This is a genomic window from Heyndrickxia coagulans 36D1, assembly GCF_000169195.2.
Lineage (GTDB): Bacteria > Bacillota > Bacilli > Bacillales > Bacillaceae_C > Weizmannia > Weizmannia faecalis.
The window spans coordinates 1,760,547-1,785,610 of the sequence record NC_016023.1; the positions used below are offsets into that span (position 1 = coordinate 1,760,547).

20 protein-coding genes and 3 pseudogenes are annotated in these 25,064 nt (G+C 42.9%); 16 read left to right on the forward strand and 7 right to left on the reverse strand.

Going from position 1 to position 25,064, the window contains the following annotated elements; all coding sequences use genetic code 11:
- Positions 1 to 25: 25 nt before the first annotated feature.
- The 7 genes from BCOA_RS25600 (at position 26) to BCOA_RS25630 (ending at position 8,217) form a co-directional block, all read left to right on the forward strand.
- Complete coding sequence (locus BCOA_RS25600; protein WP_014096917.1) at positions 26 to 1,192, forward strand: CamS family sex pheromone protein; 1,167 nt, start codon at positions 26 to 28, stop codon at positions 1,190 to 1,192.
- A gap of 175 nt (positions 1,193 to 1,367) precedes the next feature.
- Complete coding sequence (aceB, locus tag BCOA_RS25605; protein WP_014096918.1) at positions 1,368 to 2,963, forward strand: malate synthase A; 1,596 nt, start codon at positions 1,368 to 1,370, stop codon at positions 2,961 to 2,963.
- Between the two features lie 213 nt (positions 2,964 to 3,176).
- A complete protein-coding gene (gene aceA / locus BCOA_RS25610) occupies positions 3,177 to 4,454 on the forward strand; it encodes an isocitrate lyase (protein ID WP_014096919.1) in 1,278 nt (425 codons plus the stop codon).
- Between the two features lie 247 nt (positions 4,455 to 4,701).
- Positions 4,702 to 4,992 (forward strand): Asp-tRNA(Asn)/Glu-tRNA(Gln) amidotransferase subunit GatC, encoded by a 291-nt coding sequence (gene gatC / locus BCOA_RS25615; RefSeq protein WP_014096920.1) that lies wholly within the window; start codon positions 4,702 to 4,704, stop codon positions 4,990 to 4,992.
- A 12-nt stretch (positions 4,993 to 5,004) separates the two neighbouring features.
- Positions 5,005 to 6,462 (forward strand): Asp-tRNA(Asn)/Glu-tRNA(Gln) amidotransferase subunit GatA, encoded by a 1,458-nt coding sequence (gene gatA / locus BCOA_RS25620; RefSeq protein WP_014096921.1) that lies wholly within the window; start codon positions 5,005 to 5,007, stop codon positions 6,460 to 6,462.
- Between the two features lie 12 nt (positions 6,463 to 6,474).
- The gene (gatB, locus tag BCOA_RS25625; protein WP_014096922.1) at positions 6,475 to 7,908 is read left to right on the forward strand and encodes an Asp-tRNA(Asn)/Glu-tRNA(Gln) amidotransferase subunit GatB; all 1,434 of its coding nucleotides are present in this window, start codon (positions 6,475 to 6,477) and stop codon (positions 7,906 to 7,908) included.
- Positions 7,909 to 8,010: 102 nt separating this feature from the next.
- Positions 8,011 to 8,217 carry a hypothetical protein gene (locus BCOA_RS25630; RefSeq protein ID WP_013860577.1) on the forward strand — a complete coding sequence of 69 codons (207 nt, stop codon included), beginning with the start codon at positions 8,011 to 8,013 and terminating at the stop codon, positions 8,215 to 8,217.
- Positions 8,218 to 8,453: 236 nt separating this feature from the next.
- On the opposite strand, the gene BCOA_RS25635 is transcribed toward BCOA_RS25630, so the two are convergent.
- On the reverse strand, positions 8,454 to 8,720 hold the full coding sequence (locus BCOA_RS25635; protein WP_014096923.1) for a general stress protein: 267 nt from the start codon (positions 8,718 to 8,720) through the stop codon (positions 8,454 to 8,456).
- A gap of 658 nt (positions 8,721 to 9,378) precedes the next feature.
- On the opposite strand from BCOA_RS25635, the gene BCOA_RS25645 reads away from it, so the two are divergent.
- Positions 9,379 to 10,179 carry an arylamine N-acetyltransferase gene (locus BCOA_RS25645; protein ID WP_014096925.1) on the forward strand — a complete coding sequence of 267 codons (801 nt, stop codon included), beginning with the start codon at positions 9,379 to 9,381 and terminating at the stop codon, positions 10,177 to 10,179.
- Positions 10,180 to 10,536: 357 nt separating this feature from the next.
- Positions 10,537 to 11,451, forward strand: a complete 915-nt coding sequence (locus tag BCOA_RS25655) for a diacylglycerol kinase (protein WP_014096926.1) — start codon at positions 10,537 to 10,539, stop codon at positions 11,449 to 11,451.
- 440 nt (positions 11,452 to 11,891) lie between these two features.
- On the opposite strand, the gene putP is transcribed toward BCOA_RS25655, so the two are convergent.
- Positions 11,892 to 13,370, reverse strand: a complete 1,479-nt coding sequence (putP, locus tag BCOA_RS25660) for a sodium/proline symporter PutP (protein ID WP_014096927.1) — start codon at positions 13,368 to 13,370, stop codon at positions 11,892 to 11,894.
- 191 nt (positions 13,371 to 13,561) lie between these two features.
- On the opposite strand from putP, the gene rlmD reads away from it, so the two are divergent.
- From rlmD to BCOA_RS25675, 3 genes and pseudogenes are all read left to right on the forward strand, one after another.
- The gene (gene rlmD, locus BCOA_RS25665; protein WP_014096928.1) at positions 13,562 to 14,935 is read left to right on the forward strand and encodes a 23S rRNA (uracil(1939)-C(5))-methyltransferase RlmD; all 1,374 of its coding nucleotides are present in this window, start codon (positions 13,562 to 13,564) and stop codon (positions 14,933 to 14,935) included.
- Between the two features lie 362 nt (positions 14,936 to 15,297).
- Positions 15,298 to 15,795: pseudogene (locus BCOA_RS34655) on the forward strand (LURP-one-related/scramblase family protein).
- Between the two features lie 426 nt (positions 15,796 to 16,221).
- Positions 16,222 to 17,244: a hypothetical protein gene (locus BCOA_RS25675; protein ID WP_014096929.1), complete on the forward strand. Its 1,023-nt coding sequence runs from the start codon at positions 16,222 to 16,224 to the stop codon at positions 17,242 to 17,244.
- Positions 17,245 to 17,465: 221 nt separating this feature from the next.
- On the opposite strand, the gene BCOA_RS25680 is transcribed toward BCOA_RS25675, so the two are convergent.
- Positions 17,466 to 17,972 (reverse strand): S4 domain-containing protein, encoded by a 507-nt coding sequence (locus BCOA_RS25680; RefSeq protein WP_013860569.1) that lies wholly within the window; start codon positions 17,970 to 17,972, stop codon positions 17,466 to 17,468.
- A gap of 184 nt (positions 17,973 to 18,156) precedes the next feature.
- Positions 18,157 to 18,438, reverse strand: a pseudogene (locus BCOA_RS34660) (cysteine hydrolase family protein); the annotation flags it as partial.
- Between the two features lie 111 nt (positions 18,439 to 18,549).
- On the opposite strand from BCOA_RS34660, the gene BCOA_RS25685 reads away from it, so the two are divergent.
- On the forward strand, positions 18,550 to 20,235 hold the full coding sequence (locus tag BCOA_RS25685) for an IS1634 family transposase (RefSeq protein ID WP_014096930.1): 1,686 nt from the start codon (positions 18,550 to 18,552) through the stop codon (positions 20,233 to 20,235).
- Positions 20,236 to 20,346: 111 nt separating this feature from the next.
- Here the strand turns inward: BCOA_RS25685 and BCOA_RS25690 are convergent, their stop codons facing one another.
- Both BCOA_RS25690 and BCOA_RS25695 read right to left on the reverse strand, forming a co-directional pair.
- Positions 20,347 to 20,649, reverse strand: a complete 303-nt coding sequence (locus BCOA_RS25690; protein ID WP_014096931.1) for an isochorismatase family protein — start codon at positions 20,647 to 20,649, stop codon at positions 20,347 to 20,349.
- A 14-nt stretch (positions 20,650 to 20,663) separates the two neighbouring features.
- Positions 20,664 to 20,867, reverse strand: coding sequence for a hypothetical protein (locus BCOA_RS25695; protein WP_014096932.1), 204 nt, complete (start codon positions 20,865 to 20,867; stop codon positions 20,664 to 20,666).
- A 255-nt stretch (positions 20,868 to 21,122) separates the two neighbouring features.
- On the opposite strand from BCOA_RS25695, the gene BCOA_RS25700 reads away from it, so the two are divergent.
- Positions 21,123 to 21,347 (forward strand): hypothetical protein, encoded by a 225-nt coding sequence (locus BCOA_RS25700; RefSeq protein WP_013860568.1) that lies wholly within the window; start codon positions 21,123 to 21,125, stop codon positions 21,345 to 21,347.
- A gap of 160 nt (positions 21,348 to 21,507) precedes the next feature.
- Here BCOA_RS25700 and BCOA_RS25705 read toward each other — a convergent pair whose 3' ends face one another.
- The gene (locus BCOA_RS25705; protein WP_014096933.1) at positions 21,508 to 22,869 is read right to left on the reverse strand and encodes an IS4 family transposase; all 1,362 of its coding nucleotides are present in this window, start codon (positions 22,867 to 22,869) and stop codon (positions 21,508 to 21,510) included.
- A 224-nt stretch (positions 22,870 to 23,093) separates the two neighbouring features.
- On the opposite strand from BCOA_RS25705, the gene BCOA_RS35675 reads away from it, so the two are divergent.
- A complete protein-coding gene (locus tag BCOA_RS35675; RefSeq protein WP_373897139.1) occupies positions 23,094 to 23,432 on the forward strand; it encodes a sigma 54-interacting transcriptional regulator in 339 nt (112 codons plus the stop codon).
- Positions 23,433 to 23,476: 44 nt separating this feature from the next.
- Positions 23,477 to 25,029 (forward strand): annotated as a pseudogene (locus BCOA_RS35455) (sigma 54-interacting transcriptional regulator).
- The last annotated feature ends 35 nt before the right edge of the window (positions 25,030 to 25,064 follow it).

Below are 25,064 nucleotides of genomic sequence, written 5' to 3' on the forward strand. Positions count from 1 at the left end.
GAAATCAAAAAGGTGGAAAGGCAGTATGAAAAAATGGTACCCCCTCATCATATCGATGGTTTTACTGGCAGGCTGTTCACCGGGTTTCGGCTCGGATAACAAAGTGGTCCAGAAAAGCAACAATAAAAAAGAAACATCCGTTGTTTCGAGTTACCAAATTTCCGACCAGTATTATAAAAATATTTACCCCTATAAAACGAGCAAATCGCGGGGGCTCGTTGTCAGCAACTTAAATACTTCATATGATATCGAGGAATTTGAAACCGGCCTGATGCGGGTTGCGCAGAGAAACTACCCGCCGGATGACTATCTTTTTCAGGAAGGCCAGTATCTGACTTCCGACACCATAACAAAATGGCTGAACCGGAAATATACGGTAGACCAGTTGAAAAAGAAAGGCCTGAAAGAACAGGACAATGTCGGGCTGAATCCGGTGAATGATGAAAAAGGATCGGCAAAGCAGCAAAACGAGAAAAACCCGATTTATTTGGCGCAAATTCTCGAACAGGATTATTTAACAAAAGACAGCAAAGGGAACGTCAAACTGTCCGGCGTTGCCATCGGGCTTGCCCTGAACTCGGTTTATTACTATCAGACGGAAAAGTACGGTTCCACGTATGACGTCAATATTTCCCAAAAAACGCTGGACGAAAAAGGGAAGCAGATTGCATCGGAAGTCGTCCAGCGCCTGCGCAAGATGGATGGATTGAAAAATGTCCCGATTACGATCGGGCTGTACAAACAGCAGAGCAAGGATTCCGTTATTCCCGGAAATTACTTTGCTTACGCTACCGTTCCGGCAAACAGCACATCTGCAGACGATTGGAAAAACATCAATGAAAAATATTATTTGTTCCCGTCCGACGATGCGGAAAAAGCCCATCGTGATGATGAGAAAACATTTGAGAATTTTAAAACGGACATTGAAGACTTTTTCCCGAATTACACCGGGTGTATTGGCAGGGCAAGATACAGCGACGGGCAGCTTGCTGATTTAAGCATCGACATTCCGATCCAGTTTTATGGCCAGGCGGAAGTCATTGCCTTTACGCAATATGTCGCCGGCTTGGTGGTCAAAACCTTCCCGGATTATGTCAATTTACAAGTGAGCATCACGGCTAACAATGAAGCAAAAGCGCTCATTGTAAGAGAATCAAAAGCAAAAGACCCGACCGTCCACATTTATAACTGAAAAAAGAGCAGATACATGAAAATTGTATCTGCTCTTTTTTTAGTATGTCACATTTCAAAAAAGGAAAACATTTTTTAAGTTTTTTTCAAAAAAAGGCTACCATTTTTGAAAACACTGTTATATAATAAAAACATGCAAAACATACTGTATTATAACAAGGAAAGGGAGTGCAGATATGGAGACCAAAGCACCAGGCATTACCGTAACGGGATCCATCCATGACGGGTATGACGACATATTGACCCCGGAAGCGCTGCAATTTTTGGAACAGCTGGAGCGGCATTTCGGCGAAAGGCGGCGTGAACTGCTGGCCTACAGAAAAAAGCGCGATGAAGAAATCAAATCGGGCAAGCTTCCACATTTTCTCGAAGAAACGGCCTCCATCCGCGAATCCGACTGGACCATTGCCCCGCTTCCCGAAGATTTGCAGGACAGGCGTGTGGAGATTACCGGGCCGGTTGACCGGAAAATGGTGATCAATGCTTTGAATTCAGGCGCAAAAATATTTATGGCCTGCTTTGAAGATGCTACTTCCCCGACATGGGAGAATATCATTGAAGGCCAGATCCATCTCCGTGATGCGGTCAACCGGACGATTACTTTTACCGGGCCGAATGGAAAAGAATACAAACTGGCCGATCATCCCGCTGTCTTAATCGTCAGACCGCGCGGATGGCATTTGGAAGAGAAACATATTTTAGTAGACGGTAAACCTATATCCGGCAGTTTAACAGATTTCGGGCTTTACTTCTTCCATAATGCCCGCAGGCTCCTTGAAAACAGCACAGGCCCGTACTTTTACCTGCCAAAAATGGAAAGCCATCTGGAAGCGCGCCTTTGGAATGATGTTTTTATCTTTGCTCAAAAGTATATCGGCATCCCGAAAGGCACCATTAAAGCGACTGTCCTGATTGAAACGATTATGGCTGCATTTGAAATGGACGAAATCCTTTACGAACTGAAAGAGCATTCGGCAGGCCTCAACTGCGGGCGCTGGGACTATATTTTCAGCTATATTAAAAAACTGCGTACCAATCCGCAGTTTATTACGCCAGACAGGTCTCTTGTCACCATGACGGTCCCGTTTATGCGCGCTTATTCGCTTTTGACCATTAAGACGTGCCACCGCCGGAATGCGCCGGCAATCGGGGGAATGGCCGCGCAGATCCCGGTAAAAGACGACCCGGCAAAAAATGAAGAAGCCTTCCAAAAGGTGCGTGCCGATAAAGAGCGGGAAGCAAGAGACGGGCATGACGGCACCTGGGTTGCGCATCCTGGGCTTGTGCCAGTCGCCTTGGAAGCATTTAATAAAGAAATGCCTGAGCCGAACCAAATCCACTCCGGCAAGCAGATGGATTTTACGGCGACGGCAGATGATCTGCTTGCTGTGCCGCAAGGGGAAATCACGGAAAAAGGAATCCGTGAAAACATTTATGCCGGCATCCAGTACATCGAATCCTGGCTCAGGGGAAGGGGTGCTGTGCCGATCTCGAACTTAATGGAAGATGCGGCGACGGCTGAAATTTCTCGCACCCAGCTTTGGCACTGGATTCGCCATCCGAAGGGCGTGCTTCAAGACGGCAGAAAAGTGACGATTGAGCTATATGAACAAATCAAAGCGGAAGAACTGGAACGCATCCGCCGGGAAATCGGGGAGGAATATTACCGGGCCGGCCGTTTTGAAGAAGCAGTAGCCTTATTTGACCGGCTTGTTAAAGAAGACGAATTTATTGAATTTTTAACCTTACCGGCGTATGAATTGCTGGGCTGATCGAAAGGTGATTTAACGAGGCATGTCCGTAACAAGGGGAGACGTACAATGGAAAGCTCTGCAGTCATGTAGAGAGGTATCATATGAATATCGTAAGCTCTATATGTTAGCTGCTTTAGCCGCAGCCGTATAAAGGGGAATCGTTTGAACCCCGGGAAAGCCTTATTTTGCCTGCGGATTTACATTATATTGAAAAAATGGGAGGAATTTTTGATGGTAAACGAAAAAGCGCTTGAATTGAAACGAAGCTGGGAGAAAGATGAAAGGTGGCAGGGGATTGTCCGCCCGTATGCTCCGGAAGACGTGCTCAAACTGAGGGGTTCTGTTCAAATTGAATATACTTTGGCGCGCAGGGGGGCGGAAAAATTCTGGAATCTGCTGCATACGGAAGATTATATCCATGCATTGGGTGCACTCACGGGAAATCAGGCCGTCCAGCAGGTAAAGGCCGGATTGAAAGCCATTTATTTAAGCGGCTGGCAGGTTGCAGCTGATGCGAACCTTGCCGGGCAAATGTATCCGGACCAAAGCCTGTATCCGGCGAACAGCGTGCCGAATGTCGTCAAACGGATCAACCAGGCCCTGCAGCGTGCCGACCAGATCCACCATGCAGAAGGGGACGAACGGATTGATTGGTTTGCGCCGATCGTTGCCGATGCAGAAGCCGGTTTTGGCGGCCCGTTAAACGTATTCGAACTGACAAAAGCGATGATCGAAGCGGGTGCCGCGTCTGTCCATCTTGAAGACCAGCTTTCATCCGAGAAGAAATGCGGCCATTTGGGCGGCAAAGTGTTGCAGCCGACACAAACAGCTATCCGCCACTTGATTGCAGCCCGCCTTGCTGCTGATGTCATGGGCGTGCCGACCGTTATCATTGCCCGTACGGATGCAAATGCGGCAAATCTGATCACAAGCAATGTTGACCCATATGATGCGCCGTTTATCACCGGGGAACGGACAGCGGAAGGTTTTTACCGCACAAAAGCAGGCATAGACCAGGCGATTGCCCGCGGCCTTGCTTACGCGCCATATGCCGATATGATCTGGTGCGAAACGAGTGAGCCGAATCTGGACGAAGCACGCCGGTTTGCAGAAGCGATCCATGAAAAATTCCCGGGTAAACTTTTGGCTTACAACTGCTCGCCGTCGTTCAACTGGAAGAAGAAACTCGATGACAAAACAATTGCGAACTTCCAGAAAGAAATTGCGCGCATGGGCTATAAATTCCAGTTCGTTACGCTTGCCGGCTTCCATGCCTTGAACCACAGCATGTTTGAACTGGCCCGCAACTACCGCGACCGCGGCATGGCAGCCTATTCCGAACTGCAGCAGGCCGAATTTGCAAACGAACAATATGGTTACACGGCAACACGCCATCAGCGCGAAGTCGGGACCGGTTATTTCGATGAAGTCTCGATGGTCATCTCAGGCGGCACTTCTTCCACCACCGCACTCACAGGATCGACCGAGCAGGAACAATTCATTCATTAAATTGGAACATGCCAAAACACGGCAGGCCTAAGCAAAGCCTGCCCGTTTTCTTTTTTGCAACCCTGGCGCCCCCCTTGCTTAAGGGCGGGCTTTTCTGCTATGATCAATAGTATTGCAGGGTTCGATTCGCCCCATATGAACGGACAGTCAGGCCCCGCTTTCCGGGTTGTGCTGCGGGGCAATGAACTGCACGCCCGATTGGTTCCACGTACAATTGATGTGACTTTTATAACGGAGGTGAAAGGCTATGCCTGATATTTCAAAAGAACAAGTCCAACACGTTGCCGACCTGGCACGCCTTGAAATGAATGAGACGGAAACGGAAAAGTTTACGAAACAGCTGGGGGATATTATCCATTTTGCGGAATCATTAAATGAACTTGACACAACCGGGGTTCCGCCGACCACGCACGTACTCGAAATCCGCAATGTGATGCGCGAAGATACGGTGGAAAAAGGACTGCCGCGCGAGCTTGTGTTGAAAAATGCACCGGATACTCAGGACGGCATGATCCGTGTGCCGACAATTGTAGAATAAGGAGGGGAAAGCATGTCTTTATTTGACCATAAAATCTCGGAGCTCCACGAGTTTTTACATAATAAGGAAGTTAAAGTATCAGAACTTGTTGATGAAGCGTATCAAAAGATTTCAGAAACAGACGACAAAGTGAAAGCTTTTTTAACGTTAGATGAAGAACGGGCCCGCAAAACCGCAGCGGAACTGGACGGCAAAATCGGCTCGCCGGAAGCTGAAAATGTGCTGTTCGGCATGCCGATCGGAATCAAGGACAATATTGTCACGAAAGATTTGCGGACAACCTGTGCCAGCAAAATCCTTGAAAACTTCGATCCCATTTATGATGCCACGGTTATGGAAAAATTACATAAGGAAAAGACGATCACAATCGGCAAATTGAATATGGATGAATTTGCGATGGGTTCGTCGACGGAAAATTCCGCATTCCAAATCACCCGTAACCCTTGGAACCTGGATACGGTGCCGGGCGGTTCTTCCGGTGGTTCGGCTGCAGCCGTGGCAGCGGGAGAAGTACCGTTTGCGCTTGGATCCGATACCGGTGGCTCGATCCGCCAGCCGGCCGCATTTTGCGGGGTTGTCGGAATGAAGCCGACTTACGGGCGCGTTTCCCGTTTTGGCCTTGTCGCATTCGCCTCTTCGCTCGACCAGATCGGGCCGATTACCCGGACCGTGGAAGACAATGCCTATCTTTTACAGGCGATTTCCGGGCTTGACCGGCATGATTCTACCTCAGCCGACGTGGAAGTGCCGAACTATGTGGAGGCGCTCAAAGGTGATGTAAAAGGCTTGAAAATTGCCGTGCCAAAAGAATACTTAGGTGAAGGCGTCAGCGAAGAAGCACGCCAGGCTGTTCTCAATGCCTTGAAAGTGCTGGAAAAGCTCGGTGCCACATGGGAAGAAGTGTCGCTGCCGCATTCGAAATACGGCGTGGCCACCTATTATTTGCTTGCTTCATCCGAAGCGTCTTCCAACCTGGCCCGTTTCGACGGCGTCCGCTACGGCTACCGTTCGCCAAACGCCACGAACCTCGAAGAATTATATAAAAAGACCCGTTCGGAAGGTTTTGGGGACGAAGTAAAACGCCGCATCATGCTTGGAACTTTTGCGCTAAGTGCAGGCTATTACGATGCGTATTACAAGAAAGCACAACAGGCCCGCACCCTGATCAAAAAAGACTTTGACGATGTACTCGAAAAATATGATGTCATCATCGGGCCGACCACGCCGACGCCGGCTTTTAAAATCGGGGAAAAAATAGAAGATCCGTTAACGATGTATGCGAATGATATTTTAACCATTCCGGTCAACTTGGCAGGCGTTCCGGGGATCTCTGTTCCATGTGGGTTTGCAGGTGGGCTGCCATTAGGGCTGCAAATCATCGGGAAGCATTTTGACGAAAGCACCGTGTACCGCGTTGCCCACGCATTTGAACAGGCGACGGACTTCCATAACCAAAAACCGCAATTGTAAGGGGTGAAAAAGATGAATTTTGAAACAGTGATCGGACTTGAAGTGCACGTTGAACTCAAAACCAATACGAAAATTTTCTCGCCGGCGCCTGCGCATTTCGGGGCAGAACCGAATACGAACACAAATGTTATTGATCTCGGCTATCCGGGGGTGCTTCCGGTACTGAATAAAAAAGTGGTTGACTACGCAATGAAGGCGGCCATGGCGCTGAACTGCGAAATTGCAACCGAAACGAAATTCGACCGGAAAAACTATTTTTACCCGGACAACCCGAAAGCCTATCAGATTTCCCAATTTGATAAACCGATCGGGAAAAACGGCTGGATTGAAATCGAAGTGGACGGCATAAAGAAAAAGATCGGTATTACCCGTATTCACATGGAAGAAGACGCCGGGAAACTGTTCCACGCGGCAAATGAAGGGTATTCTCTCGTCGATTTGAACCGCCAAGGCACGCCACTAATTGAAATTGTTTCGGAACCGGATATTCGTACGCCGGAAGAAGCGTATGCGTATCTTGAAAAATTAAAATCCATCATTCAATATACCGGCGTTTCCGACTGCAAAATGGAAGAAGGGTCACTCCGCTGCGATGCCAATATTTCCATCCGTCCAATCGGGCAGGAAACATTCGGCACGAAAACCGAACTGAAAAACTTGAACTCGTTCAACTATGTGCGCAAAGGCCTGCAGTATGAGCAGGAACGCCAGAAACAAGTGCTGCTTGCAGGCGGTGTGATCCAACAGGAAACACGCCGTTTTGACGAAGCAACCGGCAAAACGATTTTGATGCGGGTGAAAGAAGGCTCGGACGATTACCGCTATTTCCCGGAACCGGATCTTGTGGATCTGTATATTGATGACGCCTGGAAAGAACGGGTGCGCGCCGAAATCCCGGAACTTCCGGATGAACGGAAAAAGCGTTACACGGAAGAACTCGGGCTCCCGGCTTATGATGCCATGGTGCTCACACTCACGAAAGAAATGTCCGATTTCTTTGAAGCGACGATCGCAGCCGGCGCCGATGCAAAACAGGCATCGAACTGGCTGATGGGCGAAGTGTCCGCGTACTTGAATTCAGCCCAGAAAGAACTGCATGATATTGCTCTGACACCAGAAAGCCTTGCCGGCATGATCAAATTGATCGAAAACGGCACGCTCTCTTCAAAATTGGCGAAGAAAGTGTTCCGCGAACTGGTCGAAAAAGGCGGCGACCCGGAAAAAATCGTCAAGGAAAAAGGACTTGTGCAAATTTCTGATGAAGGCGAGCTTTTAAAAATTGTAACAGAAGTGCTGGATAAAAACGAACAATCCATTATTGACTATAAAAACGGAAAAGACCGGGCGCTCGGCTTTTTGGTCGGACAGGTCATGAAAGCAACAAAAGGGCAGGCCAACCCACCGATTGTCAATAAACTGCTGATTCAGGAAATGAATAAACGTTAAGTTTTCAAAAAAAGCGGTGTGCCCCACCGCTTTTTTTGTTTTAAAATTTGGTGACCGGGTATATAACGAAAGGGTGAAATTGACGATAGGAGGCTGCAAACAATGTGTGATTGCTTATTTGAACTGACAACCACGTGTGCATATTGTTTGAGAAAAGCCGGCAAAGAAATTGATGCTGTTTATCCGGTGTATGACTGGAAAACAAATAAACTGCTCGGTTATTATTGCAAAGAACATTTTTTAAAAGTGAAAATCCGGAATTTGATCGAAGAAACTGTTGAAAAACAGGCAAATCCGGTAGAAGCTTAAAACACTTGCGATAAAGTTGCCAGTTGAATAGAATGCATAAAAAGAGCGGGCAAAGTGGATGCCGGCTCTTTTTATGTAAGCGCATCCAAATTGCGTGTCTTTTCAAAATGTACTGCCAAATAACGTAGGCTGTGCTATAATAAGGGTAACAATTGGAGAAAAAGAAAGAGAGTACGAATACGGCAAAAAACCGGTTCAGCGTGCGGGCTGAACCGGTTTGGGTGAAACCATTCCTCTTAATCTTCACCGTTGTTTTTCGCTCTTGCGTTACCGCCTTTTTCTCCAATTTCTTGATAGAAATCTTTGTCATGGCTGTCGGCAGTGGCTTCTCCACCTTTTTTACCAATTTCCTGATAGAATTCTTTGCCGTGTTTTTCGGAAGTGGTTTCTCCACCCTTTTTACCAATTTCTTGATAGAATTCTTTATCGTGACTGTCAGCAGTAGCTTCTCCGCCTTTGCGACCTGCTTCTTCTACTGTCATTTTTTTATCTTTGTCTGCCATTTCAAATCTCTCCTTTGTTCGGTGATTTTGAATATCGCTTACGGTGTCATATATACCACGATCTAGCAGGAATAAACTTTCACCAAAAAATAATAGACAAAAATGGAATCATCTTTTAAGCAGCGCCCGTCCGGAAAACGTTGTAAAAATGGGCATGCACCCTTTGAGAGACAGGTTTTGGAGGGGTGGAAACCGGGATGGGCAAATTGATTTTTGAAGGCTTCAAAAAAAGACCAAAAAGAGAGCCGAAATCCGGTCGAATTGTCCTTTTGGAGGGTTCAAAAAGACAAAAGGGGATTGAAATCCGGTCGAACTGTCCTTTTGGAGGGTTTAAAAAGACAAAAGGGAACTGGAATCCGTTCGAATTGTCCTTTTGGGGGCTTCAAAAAGACAAAAGAGAGCCAGACCCGGGGCCAATTGTCCTTTTGGAGGGCTTAAAAAGACAAAAAAGAGTACCGGACCGGGAGCAAACTGTCCTTTTAAAAACTCCAATAAGGAAATAAAGAGCCTGTAAGCTGTGCGTCTAGTGCAGAAACGTTTAAAATAGAATAAGGATGCATGTCGAGTCACTTTTTTCATCCCTGTTGTTGCGAAAAAAAGGTTTTTTCATGCCGGGCAGCGAAAAGAACGGATAAAGCACTTGAAAGGGGAAAAGAAAATGGAAGAACAGGTGGAGGCTTATTTGAATTACTTAAAGCTTGAACGTGAAGAGCCGGGGCTGAATTTTTTGCAGCGGCTCATCCAGCACCATCTTTCTTGTGTCCCCTATGAAACGTTCAGCAAGTTTCATTACTTCCGTGAGGGGATTTACATACCTCCGTTTGAGACTTTTGTGGAGCATTTATGGGAAAAAGGATGGGGCGGCACCTGTTTTACATTAAACATCAATTTTGCGCGGCTGTTGCGTGGCTTGGGTTTTCAATGCTCGTTTGTGCGTGTGGTGCCCGGCCATGTCGCGCTGATGGTTTTATTAAACGAAAAAAAACTGTACGTGGATGTCGGCTACGGCTCCCCGATCATGAAGCCGGTTGAACTTGAGGCAAAACGGCGCCACGTGCTCCATGGTTTTGGTGAAGATATCATTTTTACGCAGCTTGAGCCCGGCCGTTACGAAATCGACCGCCGTTCAAATGGGAAATCTTTTGTGAAAAAAACAATTGAATGGCTGCCGCTTACGGAAGACGATTTGAAAGAAGATATTCGTGCATCATACCTTGACGACAACGCCAATCAGACGATGCGCAGGGTGACCGCCGTTCGCTTCAACGGGCGGGAATGCTACTATTTGCGCGACCGCTCATTAAAAATTATGAACTACCGCAATATCCGCGAGCTGCACATGCGGGATTTCGCCCGCTGGAAAGATACCATCGGGGAAGTATACAAGATCGGCGAAGATGCTCTGCTGGAAACGATACAATTTCTGAATGAGCGCGGCATCCGTTTGTTCAGCCCGTGATGATGCGGAAGTATGGAAAATTTTAGGGTGCATGCACAAATCATCCATGCCTGCACGTCCCCCTTTCCTTGAACCACTTTGGTATAAGGCAAAGGCAGTCCCTACGCACACGGCAGCCGAAAATGTGCCTTTTTGCGGCCAAGGCGCACGCCGCACCTTGCTGTTAGTGGATTTTTTTTCAAAAAAGTTGTATGATAATTCGGTGGATGTATGAAGGATTTGCCCCATGCAGAAAGAACGGACAACATATCGAGCAGTTTCCCTATCCGGGTCTGTTTTGGGGAAACTGTCCTTTGCCTGCGCGAAACGGGATTACATAAATACGCATGTACATCAACATAAATAAGGATGATGCGAATGAAACGAGCAAGAATCATATATAATCCGACTTCCGGCCGTGAAGCGTTTAAGCGCCATCTCCCGGATGTGCTGCAAAAATTGGAGGTGGCCGGATATGAAACGTCCTGCCATGCCACAACCGGCGGCGGGGATGCCATTAAAGCAGCAAGGAAAGCGGTTGAACGCAAGTATGATATTGTCGTGGCAGCCGGTGGGGACGGCACGATCAATGAAGTCGTCAACGGCATTGCCGAACAGGATTACCGGCCGAAACTCGGCGTCATCCCAATGGGTACGACCAATGATTTTGCGCGCGCCCTGCAAATCCCGCGTGATGTGCAGGCAGCAACGGAAATTATCGTAAAAGGCGATACCCTTCCGGTCGATATTGGGAAAATGAATGAGAAATATTTTATCAATATCGGTGGCGGCGGGCGGCTCACGGAACTGACATATGATGTGCCAAGCCGGCTGAAGACGATGCTCGGCCAGCTCGCCTATTATTTAAAAGGGATTGAAATGCTGCCTTCGATCCGCGCGACTCAGATGACGATTGAATATGACGGGAAGCTGTTTGAAGGCGAAGCGATGATGTTTTTAATCGGCCTGACGAATTCCATTGGCGGCTTTGAAAAACTTGCTCCGGACTCTTCAATCAATGACGGCCTGTTTACGTTAATGATTTTGAAAAAAACGAACCTGGCTGAGTTCATCCGGGTTGTTACCCTTGCGCTGCGCGGTGAACATTTGAATGACCCGAACGTCATTTACACCTCCGCCAGCCGCGTAAAAGTTCATTCACCGGATAAAATTTTATTAAATCTGGACGGCGAACTCGGCGGAGAAGCCCCTGCTGTTTTTGAAAACCTGTACCGCCATCTCGAAGTCTTTGCGCCGCTTGATAAAATCCGCCCGCAAGACAGGGTTGACTGACAAAAGAACGGGAAGCGGGCTTTTGTGAAAACACTGTCATCCTGGGTTTTTAGCAACAACCATCTTGGTAAAAAACCGGAAGCAGTCCCGGTTTTTAAAATCTGTGCCATCTCTGATTGGCAACATCCGCCCGCCGGACAAGGCTGACTGACAAAAGAACGGGAAGCGGGTATGCAGGTTGCCGGCTTTTGAAAACACTGCCATTGCGGGTTTTTAGCACCAACCGCCTTGGTGAAAAGACCGGAAAGAAGTCCCAGATTTTGGAAGTCTGAGCCATCTCTGATTGGAAATAATGCCTGTAGGACAAGATTAAACGCCGGAAGCATACACGCAGACTGCCGGCGTTTTTTAAATCTGTAGTCCAACCCGGCATTTTGTGCAACCCCTGCTCCATTGAAAAAGCCGGAAGCAGTATAAAAAGCTTTCGACGTTTTTTACAATCAACTTTCCTTTTTCATTGCGGAAAGGCTGTCATTAAATTCTTCTTCAATGCCTGCATGGTGTTTGTAGGTTGCGATGCTGATCACCATGCTGACAATCAGGTTAAAGGCAAAACCCGGTACCATGGAGTACAATTTGGCATCCATTCCTGACACGGTCCAGATAATCACTGTCACGGCACCCACAATCATACCGAAAAGGGCGCCCCAGTGGTTCATCTTGCGCCAGAACAGGCTCAAAAAGATCACCGGCCCGAATGATGCGCCAAACCCGGCCCATGCATAGCTGACAAGCTGCAAAATGGTGGAATCGCGGTTTAAAGCGAGCAATGCAGCGACAACAGAAACAACAAGCACCGCGAGCCTTCCGAAAAATACCGACTCTTTATCCGAAGCATTGCGACGGAAGAAGAGCTTATACAGATCTTCTGTCAGCGCACTTGAAGTGACAAGCAGCTGGGACGAGACGGTGCTCATAATCGCCGCAAGCACTGCTGCCAGCACAAATCCGGCAATGAGCGGATGGAATAAAATCTGCCCAAGCTGGATAAAAACCGTTTCCGGATTATCCAATTTATGGCCGGGCTGATGGAAATAAGCGATCCCGATCAGCGCAGTAAGGGATGTGCCGATCAGCGATAAAATCATCCAGCTGATCCCGATTCTGCGCGCGCTTTTTGTTTCTTTTACCGATTTAATTGCCATGAAACGGACAATAATATGCGGCTGGCCGACATAGCCGAGCCCCCACGCGAGCGCGGAAATGATCCCCAATGCCGTTGTCCCTTTGAAAAAGTCCAGCAAATCCGGATTGATCGATTTCACGGTATGGAAAGTTTCAACCGGCCCGCCCGTTTTGGTAAAAGCCACAATCGGCACAAGAACGAGCGCGATGACCATGATCAGCCCTTGGACAAAATCGGTCCATGAAACAGCGAGAAACCCGCCGAAAAGCGTGTACAACACAACAACGCCCGCAACGATGATCAGCCCTAAATAATAGGACGTATGGAATGAGTTTTCAAAAAAGACGGCCCCGGATACCATCCCGGAAGATACATAAAGCGTAAAGAAAATTAAAATGACAAGTGCAGAAACAAGCCGCAGCATTTTGGTCGGGTCTTTGAAACGGTTTTCAAGATAAGAAGGGATCGTAATGGAATCACCGGCCACCTTTGTATAGGAGCGGAGACGCGGTGCCACAAGCCGCCAGTTTAAATAGGCCCCAATCGTAAGTCCGATCGCAATCCATGCATCAGCAAGCCCGGTCAGATAAATACCGCCCGGCAGGCCCATCAACAGCCATCCACTCATATCGGCAGCGCCTGCGCTTAAAGCAGCAACTGCAGGGCCGAGCGAACGTCCGCCGAGCATATAATCATCGAGGTTGCTCGTCCGCCGGTAAGCCACCCAGCCGATCCAGAGCATCAGCACCATATAAATGGCGATCGAAATCATTTTTAATGTTTGATCACTCAAGAAGCGTTTCCCCCTTTGTTTTTGGTCCTTTCAACAACATTTTATCATCATAATATCTGTTTAATAAAGGTGTATTTTTAAAAACGGTCGAATATTCAAGAAAACAGTCCGCGGCAACTGATTGTTTTTCGCATTCAAAGCCGCTTTATGTTAAAATTTCCGTAGCCATTAAGACGAAAAGGAAGACAGGCATGAAAAAAACATTATCGGTTCAAAAGAACGAAGAAATAGAGGTTGTTTTTGAAGATTTGACGCATGACGGTGCAGGGGTGGCAAAGGTGGACGGCTATCCGCTGTTTGTCAAAAACGGCTTGCCAGGGGAGAAAGCCCGCATTAAAGTCATTAAAGCCAACAAGAACTACGGGATCGGTCGCCTCCTCGAACTGTACGAAAGGAGCCCGTACCGCGTCGACATCCCGAAAGAAGACGCACCGAAATACGGTGGCTGCCAGCTTGCACATATCCGCTATGATGGCCAGCTTATGTACAAAGAAAATCAGGTGCGCCAGGCACTCGCCCGGATTGGAAAAATTGAAGGCGCCCGCATCCATCCGATGATCGGCATGGACAACCCGTGGCATTACCGGAACAAAGCCCAGGTGCCGGTCGGCGAAAAAAATGGGAAACTCGTAGCCGGCTTTTTTAAACCGAGAACCCATGAAATACTAGATGCCGATGAGAGCGTGATCCAGCTTCCGGCGGTAAACGAAGCCGTCCAAGTGGTAAAAGAAATTTGCCGGGAACTTGGCATCCCGGCTTACGATGAGGAACATCACAGCGGCGTCCTCCGCCACATCATGGTGCGTTACGGGAGGAAGACCGGCGAGCTGATGGTCGTCCTGATCACGAGAACAGTGGAACTGCCGCATCGGAAAAAACTCGTGGATTTAGTGGTCTCGCGCCTGCCGCAAGTTAAGTCGATCGTGCACAATATCAACCCGAAGCGCACAAACGTGATTTTAGGGGAGAAAACCAAAGTACTGTGGGGAAATGAGGTCATTTACGACAAAATCGGGGATATAAAATTCGCCATCTCCGCGCCTTCTTTTTACCAGGTCAATCCCGTTCAGACGAAAGTGCTGTATGAAAAAGCGCTCGAGTACGCGGAACTTACCGGCAGCGAAACGGTCATTGATGCATACTGTGGCATCGGGACAATTTCGCTTTTCCTTGCACAGAAGGCCCGCAAAGTATTCGGCGTAGAAATTGTGCCGGAAGCGATTGAAGATGCAAAGCGAAATGCGGCGCTCAACGGTATCACGAATGTGGAGTTTGAAGCGGGCACAGCGGAAACGGTCATCCCAAAATGGTACGAGGCAGGCAACAAGGCAGATGTCTTAGTGGTTGACCCGCCGCGCAAAGGCTGTGACGAAGCCCTGCTCAAAACCATCCTGGAGATGAAACCGCAAAAAGTCGTCTACGTCTCCTGCAACCCGGCAACATTGGCAAGAGACTTGCGGTTCCTGGAAACGGGAGGATACCGTACAGTGGAAGTACAGCCTGTTGACATGTTTCCGCATACGACACATGTGGAAGTCGTCACAAAATTGCTGTTTGGGATGTAGAATAATATAAAACATTTCCCATTCAGACCCGGATTTCATTTTCGATTTCTGGGTCTTTTTCATATTAAATTACGATGTCTCTTTCGATTACTTTTCCTACAATATCTTATCGAATTATTTTTTGTGCAAAAGGAATGTCTTGAGCCTTTGTAACTTCAGGGCTAGGAAACAGAGTAACAAGGTTTAGTGCATTTTATATAGTGTCCAAAGACTATTAAACAAACGAGCATTTAATTTAACTTCTATATTCAAGATTATTTTTCTATTCTAGTACAAACAGCCATGTCAACCCATTGGTGGATTCGGTATAATGTGAGAGAATAGAATCATAAAAAATTCCTTTAAAATAAAGGAGGACGGGTATGAAGCAGCTATATATGAAGCAGAAGGTTTTTAGTTTAAGCGGCAAATTTACGGTCAAGGATCAACAGGAACGAGATGTTTATTATGTTGAGGGCAGCTTTTTGCAAATCCCTAAGACGTTCTCGATTATGAATACAAAATGAGAGGAAGTCGCGCTTATTACGAAAAAGGCGTTTAGCTTTCTTCCAAAGTTTATTGTCGAGGTAAATGGACGAGAAGTGTTAACAATAAAGAAAGAGCTATCCTTCTTTAAGGCACGCTATACGATTGATGCGGCAGGAATTGAAGTGCGTGGGAATTGGCTGGATATGGATTTTGAAGTGTTGCGGCACGGTGAAGTGGTCGGTAAAGTTAGTAAGGAATGGTTTACTTGGGGCGATAGTTACAAAATTCAAATCTTAAAAGAAGAAATGGAAACGATTCTCATAGCTATCGTTGTCGCCATCGATTGTGTAAAGGCTGATCAGGCAGCTGCAAACTCGCCAGCAACATATTAAAGGGAAAAGTGACACTTTAATCACTCTGGGTCTCACACCCTTTTTTAAACTTATGGTTTGCACATACACATTTCCATAGATTTGACAGATGTGAAGAGTGTGATACCGAAGAAAAGGATTAAAAGCTGGATGAAAGCGGATTAATTATGTAATTCAAATAAAAATGTGAACTTATAAAAGATATATTGAAAAATGAAAGGAGCGTAAATATAATGAAAGAACCAGATAGGAAAAAACTATATCCAATGAAAACATAAAAACAGTTTGTTATAAGTAATTTACCTTCGAAGTTTATCACTTAAAATTTTTATTTAAACAGAGGGTTACATGGTAAATAAAATAGATACCATTGAGTAACATTTGTTGATTGAAACAAGCAAATGCCGGGAATCCGGGAGTTTTTTAAACGAATGGGAGGGATGTTAAATGCGTGTCACTGAGCTGAGAGAGCTCCTTGAAAAATACAGTAAGGACGACTTAAGCAAAATGATGATTGAATTGTATAAGGCGATACCGAAAAAAGTGCGTGATGAAAAAGAAATTGATGGGATGTTGCAAGATTTTCAGCAGTACAAAGAAGCTGAAAAGATAAAAAAAGAGAAAGAAAAACATGTTGACCTTAATGATTTGGAACGTGAAATTACGCAATTCATTCAAAATGCTTATAAACAAAATTACATTGCCCCAAATCGGTATGTTAGCAAAAAGGAACGTCCCAAGTGGCGATTCAAGGTCAAATCATACATAAAACAATTGCAACAGGTACCCGTTGAAGGAAACGAAGGGAAGCGTGCTACAGATTTACTCGATGCACTGTATGAAATGTTATGTTATGGGTGTGGCTATTACATCTTTAACACAGACAATCCCTTTAGATCTATTGGTATGGAGCAAGTGGAATTATTCGATATTCTCCTAAAAAGAAAATTCAGTATGGGGATTAACAAAGAAACTATAAGTTCTGCCCTGAAACAAATTATTAATTATCATCTCGACATGGATACACTGCGGTCATCTTTATTCAACGTGTTCATTGCGAATTTGAGAACTGTGGATGCTAAAGAAATAGCAATCGAACAATGCCATCATTTTCTAATGGGATTGAAGCAGCGAACGATAACGCCAGAAGAGACATGGGTTTGGAAGGATGATGAATATAGCCGGGAGCGAAATATAAATGAATTGATTGAAACGGTTTTCAAACTAAAGATGGAACTGTGTGAATATGAGTCAGCTATCCGTTATTTTAAAAGCAATATTCAGGAAGAATCTAAAGAAGACGCATTGTTTAGCTTGCTCAATAAGCTTAAAACATACAATCAGAAAGATTATTGGCTAAGAGAATACGAGGAGGCTATAAAAAAAGGCATAAGGCCGAGGGAAGAACTGCAATTTACCTATCAATATTTAAAAGAAAACGGCGAATTTAACATTGATGAAGACATGTAGTAACGTTCTTCAACAAGGACCAAGGATTGGCACACCAATCCTTGGTTTTCGTATATTCACCTGTAAGAAGGTTGGTAATTGGTAGGGTGGTGGTAGATTCCTGTATCCGTAACCAGAAGTTAAAAAGGATACTGTAAAGATTTGGTATCTCCTTATTCAGTTTCACAGGTTAAATATAAAAATATAGAACTGATCCCGTGAAAATATCATTTAATTTTTTATCAAATAAATATTTCTATTGTATCTTTTTCTTTAACAGCAGTATGATTTTTAATTGTATTTTTATTCAATAGTATTTTCCCCTCTTTAATTAACGAACAAATTTGATTCCTACTTATATCAATGAGTTGATTTCCAAGCAACTTATCGATACGAACAGGTTCATCTAAATAATTTATATTAATACAAATCTTATTAAATCCGTTTTTTAAGTGTGTAACCAAATTAATTTTTTCGTTATCATTCTGGGGTGCTTCATTCGGAAAATCCCTATTTTTAATTTCCAACTTAGGGTCATACGATTTAAAGATTTTCTCTTTTCTATTCCAAGTGTGGTTTTTTTCGCATTTAAAAATAGTAAATTTATAAATATTTTTTCCGTTTGAATTATGTCTTCTCATTAAAGTGTCATAAAAATTTACTACCTTTCCGCAATTTGGGCAATACTTGACTACAGTTTCAACTTTTTCCCCATTATGAACGGACCAATTGTAGGTAATAATATTCATAGTTACACACCTCAATGGAAATTTTCATTTTATTAAAGTGCTTCTTTTGTTTATATTTATCTCTCAAAATGAAATAAATGAAGAATAATACTTCTACTATTACGTAGGATAAATCCGTTTTCATAAAGAATCAAAAGACATTCACAAGATACCCCTGGTCACTATTGTTGATACAATAGCCTTCTCATATTGATGCAGCATATTGCTCTTCAAACTCCTCGTAGTAAAGAACCTCAATTATACCTGACCAATCCAATATACAACCTACAAAATCGTTTATATCCAATCCCTTCATTTCATAGGTATCATCATCATTAACAGTTCCTGTTGCATCTTCGATAAAAGTGACTTTATATCCCCTTTCAAATGCAGTTATAGCAGTAAATAAACAGCAATACTCTGTATTAAATCCTGTAATATATAGATGATCAATATTTTTTTCCTTTAAAATAGAATCTAACTTTGTACCGCATATTCCGCACGTAAATTTTTCTATTTTGTGATTTTTTTAAAGGAATTTTCTCCTTCTTTGTAGAATTGAATGATTATCTAACTAGAGGAAGATGAGGAAATTTTTATGTCAGATCAAATTTTAACCTTACATGTGGGGCCGTCTCAACTTTTATCTAAACTGTGTGATGAAATAGAACTCGAAAAGACCATTAATAATTTAGTCAAATGGGATTCTGTCCGTTGTCATATCTCACCCGGAACAAGGATTAAAGCCCTTGTCTTAAACATTTTATGCAGTGGCAAGCCCCTTTATAAGGTTCATGAATTCTATCAAAACCTAGATTCTGAGATGCTTTTCGATACATCGATTTCACCCGATCAATTAAATGATGATGCATTAGGAAGAGCATTAGATTACTTGTATAAAGCCGAAGCATGGAAAGTATATTCCACCCTTGCATTAAAAGCATTAAAAAAATTGAATCTTCCTATTGGTGTACTCCATAACGATACAACATCAATTTCTGTTTACGGTGAATATAAACAACCGAAGGAAGATGGACTGCAAATTACGTACGGGTATAGTAAGGCCCATAGGCCTGACTTAAAACAAATCGTTCTGGGGATGGGGGTCACACCTGAACGAATTCCTATTCTTGCAAAAGTAGAAAATGGGAATACTTCGGATAAATCTTGGAATGTGGAATTCATTCAAAAGATGAGAAAAATCCTTTCCCATGAAGATTGGAAAAATCTCATTTATCAAGCCGATTCTGCATTAATCACAACGGAAAATCTAGCGGAAATTCAACAACAAAATTTATCGTTTATTTCCCGTTTACCTGATACATTCGGTTTAAGCACAGAACTAAAGAAAGAGGCATGGTTGCTCAATAACTGGGAAAGGGTAGGCTCACTTAGCAATAAAAAAGACGCAGCTATTTACCAAATTCAAGCTTTTGAAAGACAAATTCAAAACCTTCCTTACCGGTTTCTTGTTGTCCACTCAAACAATTTAGATCAACGAAAAGAGAAAACCCTAAATCGGGCGATCGAAAAGGAAGAAATAAAATTAAAAAAAGAGATAGAAAAACTAAGTAAAGTTATCTTTCATTGTAAAGAGGACGCACTAGAAGCAATTCAATCTTTTAAGAAAAAACAAAAGGCTTCATATTTCTGTTATAAACTAAACGTCCAGATGAGTGATCAACCTATCAAACGAAAAAAGAGAGGAAGACCTAAAAAGGACGAACAGACAAAACGAGAACAAATCTATCAGATACAACTGGAATCGTTTGAAAAAGATCATGATTTTATCGAAAATAAGAAAAGAATGCTCAGCACTTTTGTTTTAATCACAAATAAATTAGACGAGGAGACACTATCCAATCAAGAAGTTTTGAGGGTTTATAAAGGACAGTCGGCCGTTGAGACCCGTTTCCGATTAATCAAAGATTCACAAATGATTGATGCCATTTACTTGAAAACCCCGGAAAGGGTTGAGGCCTTAGGGATTGTGTATGTGATGGCTTTATTAATCTATGGAATTTTAGAATATCGAGTTAGAAAAGAACTGAAAGAAAAGAACCTATCTCTAATCTTGAAAGGAAAAAGGAAACTCTATCAACCCACAGGTCAAGCATTGTTAGAGCAATTAGAAGATATCACCGTGATCCTTATAAATCAAAATCGACAAAAATTAAGGCTCTTACCCGATAATATTGATTCACAAGCCAAAAAAATCATTGAATTATGCGGGTATGATCTATCAATATACGTGTCAAAAAATGTCGAAAACAAAGGCGAATAACACACAACAGGAGGAATTCATGAAAAGAATGTCGAATTCAATAGAACTTTATCGAAAATTCCTCAAAAATAAGAAGATATCATCCCACCAAAATGTTTAAATATAGTTCATTCAAAAATTAAAATGAATTTTATTTAAGACGTGCGAAATGTGGGTTGTACCAAAAAATGCACTTGGAGTGTTTTTGGTTATAGTAAGATCCGCATATTGAGCAAATTCCTTATCAATATCACTCTTTTCAGTATTTTCAGCTAGTGGACTATTTGGATCCTTATCTATATGTTTTGTTAATACCACCAAATCTTTTGCATCTTTAAACCTTTTTATAATGTTCTTGATTTTATTCCTTTCTTCACTAAAGTCCTTCATTTCTAATATTCCATTTTGCATATCTAAAACAAGTAGTGCTTTCATAAAAGAATCTCCTTTTAAATTAGTTTTTTAATATTATCCATAACATTCAATCTATGTATTTCCTCTACTGTTCTTTTTCCATCATAAATGGATAATACAGAATCAATCGCTCTATCAGGATCTTCAATTTCAATTGCGCCATTAGGAATAGTTCCTATAGACAATTTCTTACCGAAGGGTACCATCATGAGATGCTTACGTACTAATGGATACTTCACAATACCTTCCCCCAGTCTTTGTGTTTCATCTTATATACAGAATTGTACACTAAATATAAATATTTGTAAATCCCTATTAGACTTAAATTTAGCAATATTCCATCAGGAAATAAAACCCCATTCTCATATTACTCCCTATTTTTAATGGGTCCTCCAAAATACTTCGAATCCCTCAAAAGGCCAAAAAGTTTAGGGAGAAAAGTAAATAAAAATCTAATTTTTCCTAATACTTTTACTCCAAAGGGTGTTTCTAAGATGTTAAACAGGCTTGGATTCAGCTACTCTATGGCAACGTATACTTTGATAAAGCTGATCTGGACAAAAAAAGAGTTCAAAGAAGCCACTTTTCCGGAGTTGAAAAAGGAACTGGAGAATGGTCTCATTGATCACTTGTTATTAACTGCCGTTGATACTTTCCGACTAAACAACACCAGCCCGAACCGCTTTTTTCCGTGGAGTGCCTGGCGTTGCTATCCTTGAATCAAGAGATTTTAAGATAAGTTATATCCACTCCGGCCATATCTCTTGCTTTTTTCTGAATTTGTAATATATTTTTCAAATGGTATGATTGTGCTATCAATATAGAGTTCCAGCCGGGAGTGAGCAAAATGAAAATATCAGCGCAAGATAAGGTATTTACTCAACTTTCGCAGACTGAAACAGGTAGGTATACCTTGATATAATTCGGCAGACCCGCAATCCATTGTTGTAGTTGACTTTTGATCAGTTGTTGAATTTTCTTATTACTTTTATCCAGAGTATCTTCAAGAATCTCGACTAACTGCTGCAATGCAACAGCCCAATCAAGGTCATCTATTTCATCACATAATTCATAAAACATGCCACCTAATGTTCTGTCATCTACACTGCAACGGTTTTGCCATGACAAGACAATATACCTTGCAAACACAATGGTCGTGTGGCTGATAAGCGCGTCATATGAACGACTCTGGAATTCCTTTTGTAGTTTTAATAGGGACTTTGTTGTTTTGAAGAAAACCTCAATATCCCAACGCATCCCGTAAATACGGATGATTTCCTGGTCACTCAGTGTACAGTCTGTACTCAAAATCGCCAACCAGTCGCTTTTCTTGTTGCGGTTGCGAACAAAGACAACTTTAATTGGCACGCCATTGGCCTGCGTTGTATGGATGGAACGCAAGATTCCTTTCTTTCCACTAGTCGGTTTAGCTAGACGATACAATTCATCTAGGCTAACACGCTTACCATCGACAAAATAGCGTTGTTTTAATTTTTTGACCATACCAATTACGTCAAGACCTTGTTCTGTAATCTCCTTGATGAGAGGTTGTTGGGTGAACCACGAATCCATTAGAACATAGGAAGCATCGATACCAGAATTCATCGCCCGGGCAATCATGCCAGGAATCTGTTCTGGTGCCGTTTGTAATGCTTCTTTTCGGCGCTTATAACCGGAGCTACGTTTATCGATATTTTCGGATATGCCGTTGATCTGGCTCTTTTTCGAACTCAATAATGAGAAGTCAACGGGTAGGAATGTTGCGCCATCAGACCATCCTAATGTCAACATGCGGAATCCTTTGTAAAAACGCATTTTTTGAGATGCATGATCAAAGCAGCGAGCCAGAAGCTCAACGTGTTTGCTTCGGTTCCGGTCATAAGATGAATCATCTAAAATCAATACTTTCGGACGGTCATGACGTGTCAATTTCGAAACTTTTCCAATCACTGAGGCAACCAGTGAAAGGAGGAAACGACGCCAGTTGAACGTTGATTGGTTGAGAAACCGATAAACGGTATCTTTGGCTGGGATGTCTGTAGCTTTCTTACTTTCCAACATCCTGAACCAGTTTTTGTTTTCAAAGATCATACAAAAAATCAATTGAAAAATGTAGGCACAAGAAAAACCAAAGGACTTCGTAATACCGGCGATTCGCAAGTGTTTCAACACATTCAACTCTTTAAATGTTGATTTTATTTCATTTGGTAGTTGATTATTCAGGCTGTTTTTCGCTATCATAGTAGGAGACACCTCTTCTATTTGGTAGTGATTTTCGATAAATCAACTATACCAAAAGTAGAGGTGTTTTTTCATATATTAATTTTACTGTCAAGTGCTGTATCTGAGACGTAATAGACATTAGCCAGCACTGAATTTATTATGATTTTCTAGGTGCGAAAGTTGAGGTATTTAAATTACTAAGCGAATTAAATACCGCCAAAGATGGAATTACTGCATCAGAAATTGCAGAAAAGCTTTCCCTTTCAAGGCAAGTAGTAAGTCATTATCTTTCCAGGTTACTTGAAGAAGGAAAAGTGGCAAAAACAGCCACAAAACCTGTCTATTGGTCTGTTATAAGCAAGATGAAAACGGAAGACGTCTTCGAATCTTTTATTGGATATCATGGCAGCCAGAGTGAAATCATACAACGTTGCCAGGCGGCGGTTAAATACCCTCCTAACGGTTTAAATATATTGATCACCGGACAAAGAGGTGTCGGCAAAAGTTTTCTCGCGTCGTTAATCTATCAGTATGCCATAAATCAAGAGGTTATTAAAAAAACGCCCCTTACATTGTTTTAAACTGTGCAGACTACGCAGACAATGCAGAATTATTATCTTCTGTTCTGTTTGGTTATAAAAAGGGTGCTTTTACGGGGGCAACCCGGAAAAAGACGGGCTTATCCAAGAGGCGGACGGTGGCTTTTTATTTTTAGACGAGATCCATAGATTATCTAAAGAAAACCAGGAAAAGCTTTTTTTGTTCATGGATACCGGCAAATACAGACCGCTCGGGGAAAATAAGACATGGAATGAATCGAAAGTCCGATTTATTTTCGCAACCACAGAAAATGAGGAAAATATATTTTTAGAAACATTTCTGAGAAGGATTCAAGTACATGTTACTATTTCTAATTTCAATAACCGGCCATTGGCTGAAAAAATACAGTTAATAAAATATATGTTTTATCAAGAAGCAAACATCCTTCAAAAAAATATATTGGTTAAAGGAGAGTCCGTACAATTATTATTAAACAGCCATTTTAATGGCAACATCGGAAAGTTAAAAAATATGATTAAGCTGAGTTGTGCTGATGCTTATAATCATCATCCCGACCATGATACTTTACTGATAAGCCCCGGTACCATTTCTGATATGCCTGTTCGGAAAGCGGAAACAAGCAAGTATCCGCACAATTATCTCTTGATTGAATATGCATTCCCTTTTGATTTTGACCAGGAGCATGCAGATGGCTTCATGCTGGAATTGAAAAAAATCATGTCAGATTTGCACGATGCTAAAGGCACGGGTTCAAAGGCGTCATTGGAACAATTAAAAAACAGATTACAGACGCTTCATTTAAAAAGCTTGGGTAACTTTTCTTACTTTGAAAATGTATCCAATCAAAGCATAATGTATGTAAAGAACATGTTTATTCAAAAATGGGAAGATATCATTATGAACCGGTACGGGATTGTAAACAGTGTATCAATAGACAAAATCAGCTTTGATTTTTATTATTACATTCATGAGAAAAAGATACCCTTTTTAGGCTGTTTAAAGGATTTAAATATAGAAATTCAAACGGTTTATCCAAGAACGAGTTATATTGCCGATAAATTTGTCAGTTCCCTGCACTTAACAAGCGAAAAAAGTGCGTTCCTAAAAATAGTGATCTCCCTCCTGCTATCTGATTATGTGAAAGAAGATATTGAACTGAAGGGTTTGCTCATCGCTCATGGAGAAAGCACGGCCAGCAGTATCCAGTCTGTGGTCAACCGATTATGTGAAACATATGTTTTTGAAGCCATTGATATGCCGATCAATACAGCACTGGAAAATATTATTACAGAAGCACGTATGTTTATTCATCATCAGGCGAATCCGGACGGGCTTACTTTATTAGTTGATATGGGTTCGCTCAGCAAACTGTATTCATCCATTAAGAACGCTCTGCAGGGTGATTTATTAATAGTCGACAACTTAACCACCTCGATTGCACTGGACATAGGGCTTAAAATAAAAAACAGGGTGCCTTTTAAAACCATAGCAGAGAACAGTCTGTCGAAAAATATAAAATTGAAACCCAGTATTTTGAAGGCTTCTCAAAAACAAAAAACATCATTATTTCTTGTATGTCCGGCATGGGCATATCGGAAAAAATTAAAGATATCATGAGCAAGTATTTATCTACAGAAAAGATAGAAGTATTA

What these genes read in the sequence shown, in the direction of transcription:
- BCOA_RS25600 (WP_014096917.1), top strand. Translation starts at nt 26, where the DNA reads ATGAAAAAATGGTACCCCCTCATCATATCGATGGTTTTACTGGCAGGC.
- aceB (WP_014096918.1), top strand. Translation starts at nt 1,368, where the DNA reads ATGGAGACCAAAGCACCAGGCATTACCGTAACGGGATCCATCCATGAC.
- aceA (WP_014096919.1), top strand. Translation starts at nt 3,177, where the DNA reads ATGGTAAACGAAAAAGCGCTTGAATTGAAACGAAGCTGGGAGAAAGAT.
- gatC (WP_014096920.1), top strand. Translation starts at nt 4,702, where the DNA reads ATGCCTGATATTTCAAAAGAACAAGTCCAACACGTTGCCGACCTGGCA.
- gatA (WP_014096921.1), top strand. Translation starts at nt 5,005, where the DNA reads ATGTCTTTATTTGACCATAAAATCTCGGAGCTCCACGAGTTTTTACAT.
- gatB (WP_014096922.1), top strand. Translation starts at nt 6,475, where the DNA reads ATGAATTTTGAAACAGTGATCGGACTTGAAGTGCACGTTGAACTCAAA.
- BCOA_RS25630 (WP_013860577.1), top strand. Translation starts at nt 8,011, where the DNA reads ATGTGTGATTGCTTATTTGAACTGACAACCACGTGTGCATATTGTTTG.
- BCOA_RS25635 (WP_014096923.1), bottom strand. Translation starts at nt 8,720, where the DNA reads ATGGCAGACAAAGATAAAAAAATGACAGTAGAAGAAGCAGGTCGCAAA.
- BCOA_RS25645 (WP_014096925.1), top strand. Translation starts at nt 9,379, where the DNA reads ATGGAAGAACAGGTGGAGGCTTATTTGAATTACTTAAAGCTTGAACGT.
- BCOA_RS25655 (WP_014096926.1), top strand. Translation starts at nt 10,537, where the DNA reads ATGAAACGAGCAAGAATCATATATAATCCGACTTCCGGCCGTGAAGCG.
- rlmD (WP_014096928.1), top strand. Translation starts at nt 13,562, where the DNA reads ATGAAAAAAACATTATCGGTTCAAAAGAACGAAGAAATAGAGGTTGTT.
- BCOA_RS25675 (WP_014096929.1), top strand. Translation starts at nt 16,222, where the DNA reads ATGCGTGTCACTGAGCTGAGAGAGCTCCTTGAAAAATACAGTAAGGAC.
- BCOA_RS25680 (WP_013860569.1), bottom strand. Translation starts at nt 17,972, where the DNA reads ATGAATATTATTACCTACAATTGGTCCGTTCATAATGGGGAAAAAGTT.
- BCOA_RS25685 (WP_014096930.1), top strand. Translation starts at nt 18,550, where the DNA reads ATGTCAGATCAAATTTTAACCTTACATGTGGGGCCGTCTCAACTTTTA.
- BCOA_RS25690 (WP_014096931.1), bottom strand. Translation starts at nt 20,649, where the DNA reads ATGAAAGCACTACTTGTTTTAGATATGCAAAATGGAATATTAGAAATG.
- BCOA_RS25700 (WP_013860568.1), top strand. Translation starts at nt 21,123, where the DNA reads ATGTTAAACAGGCTTGGATTCAGCTACTCTATGGCAACGTATACTTTG.
- BCOA_RS25705 (WP_014096933.1), bottom strand. Translation starts at nt 22,869, where the DNA reads ATGATAGCGAAAAACAGCCTGAATAATCAACTACCAAATGAAATAAAA.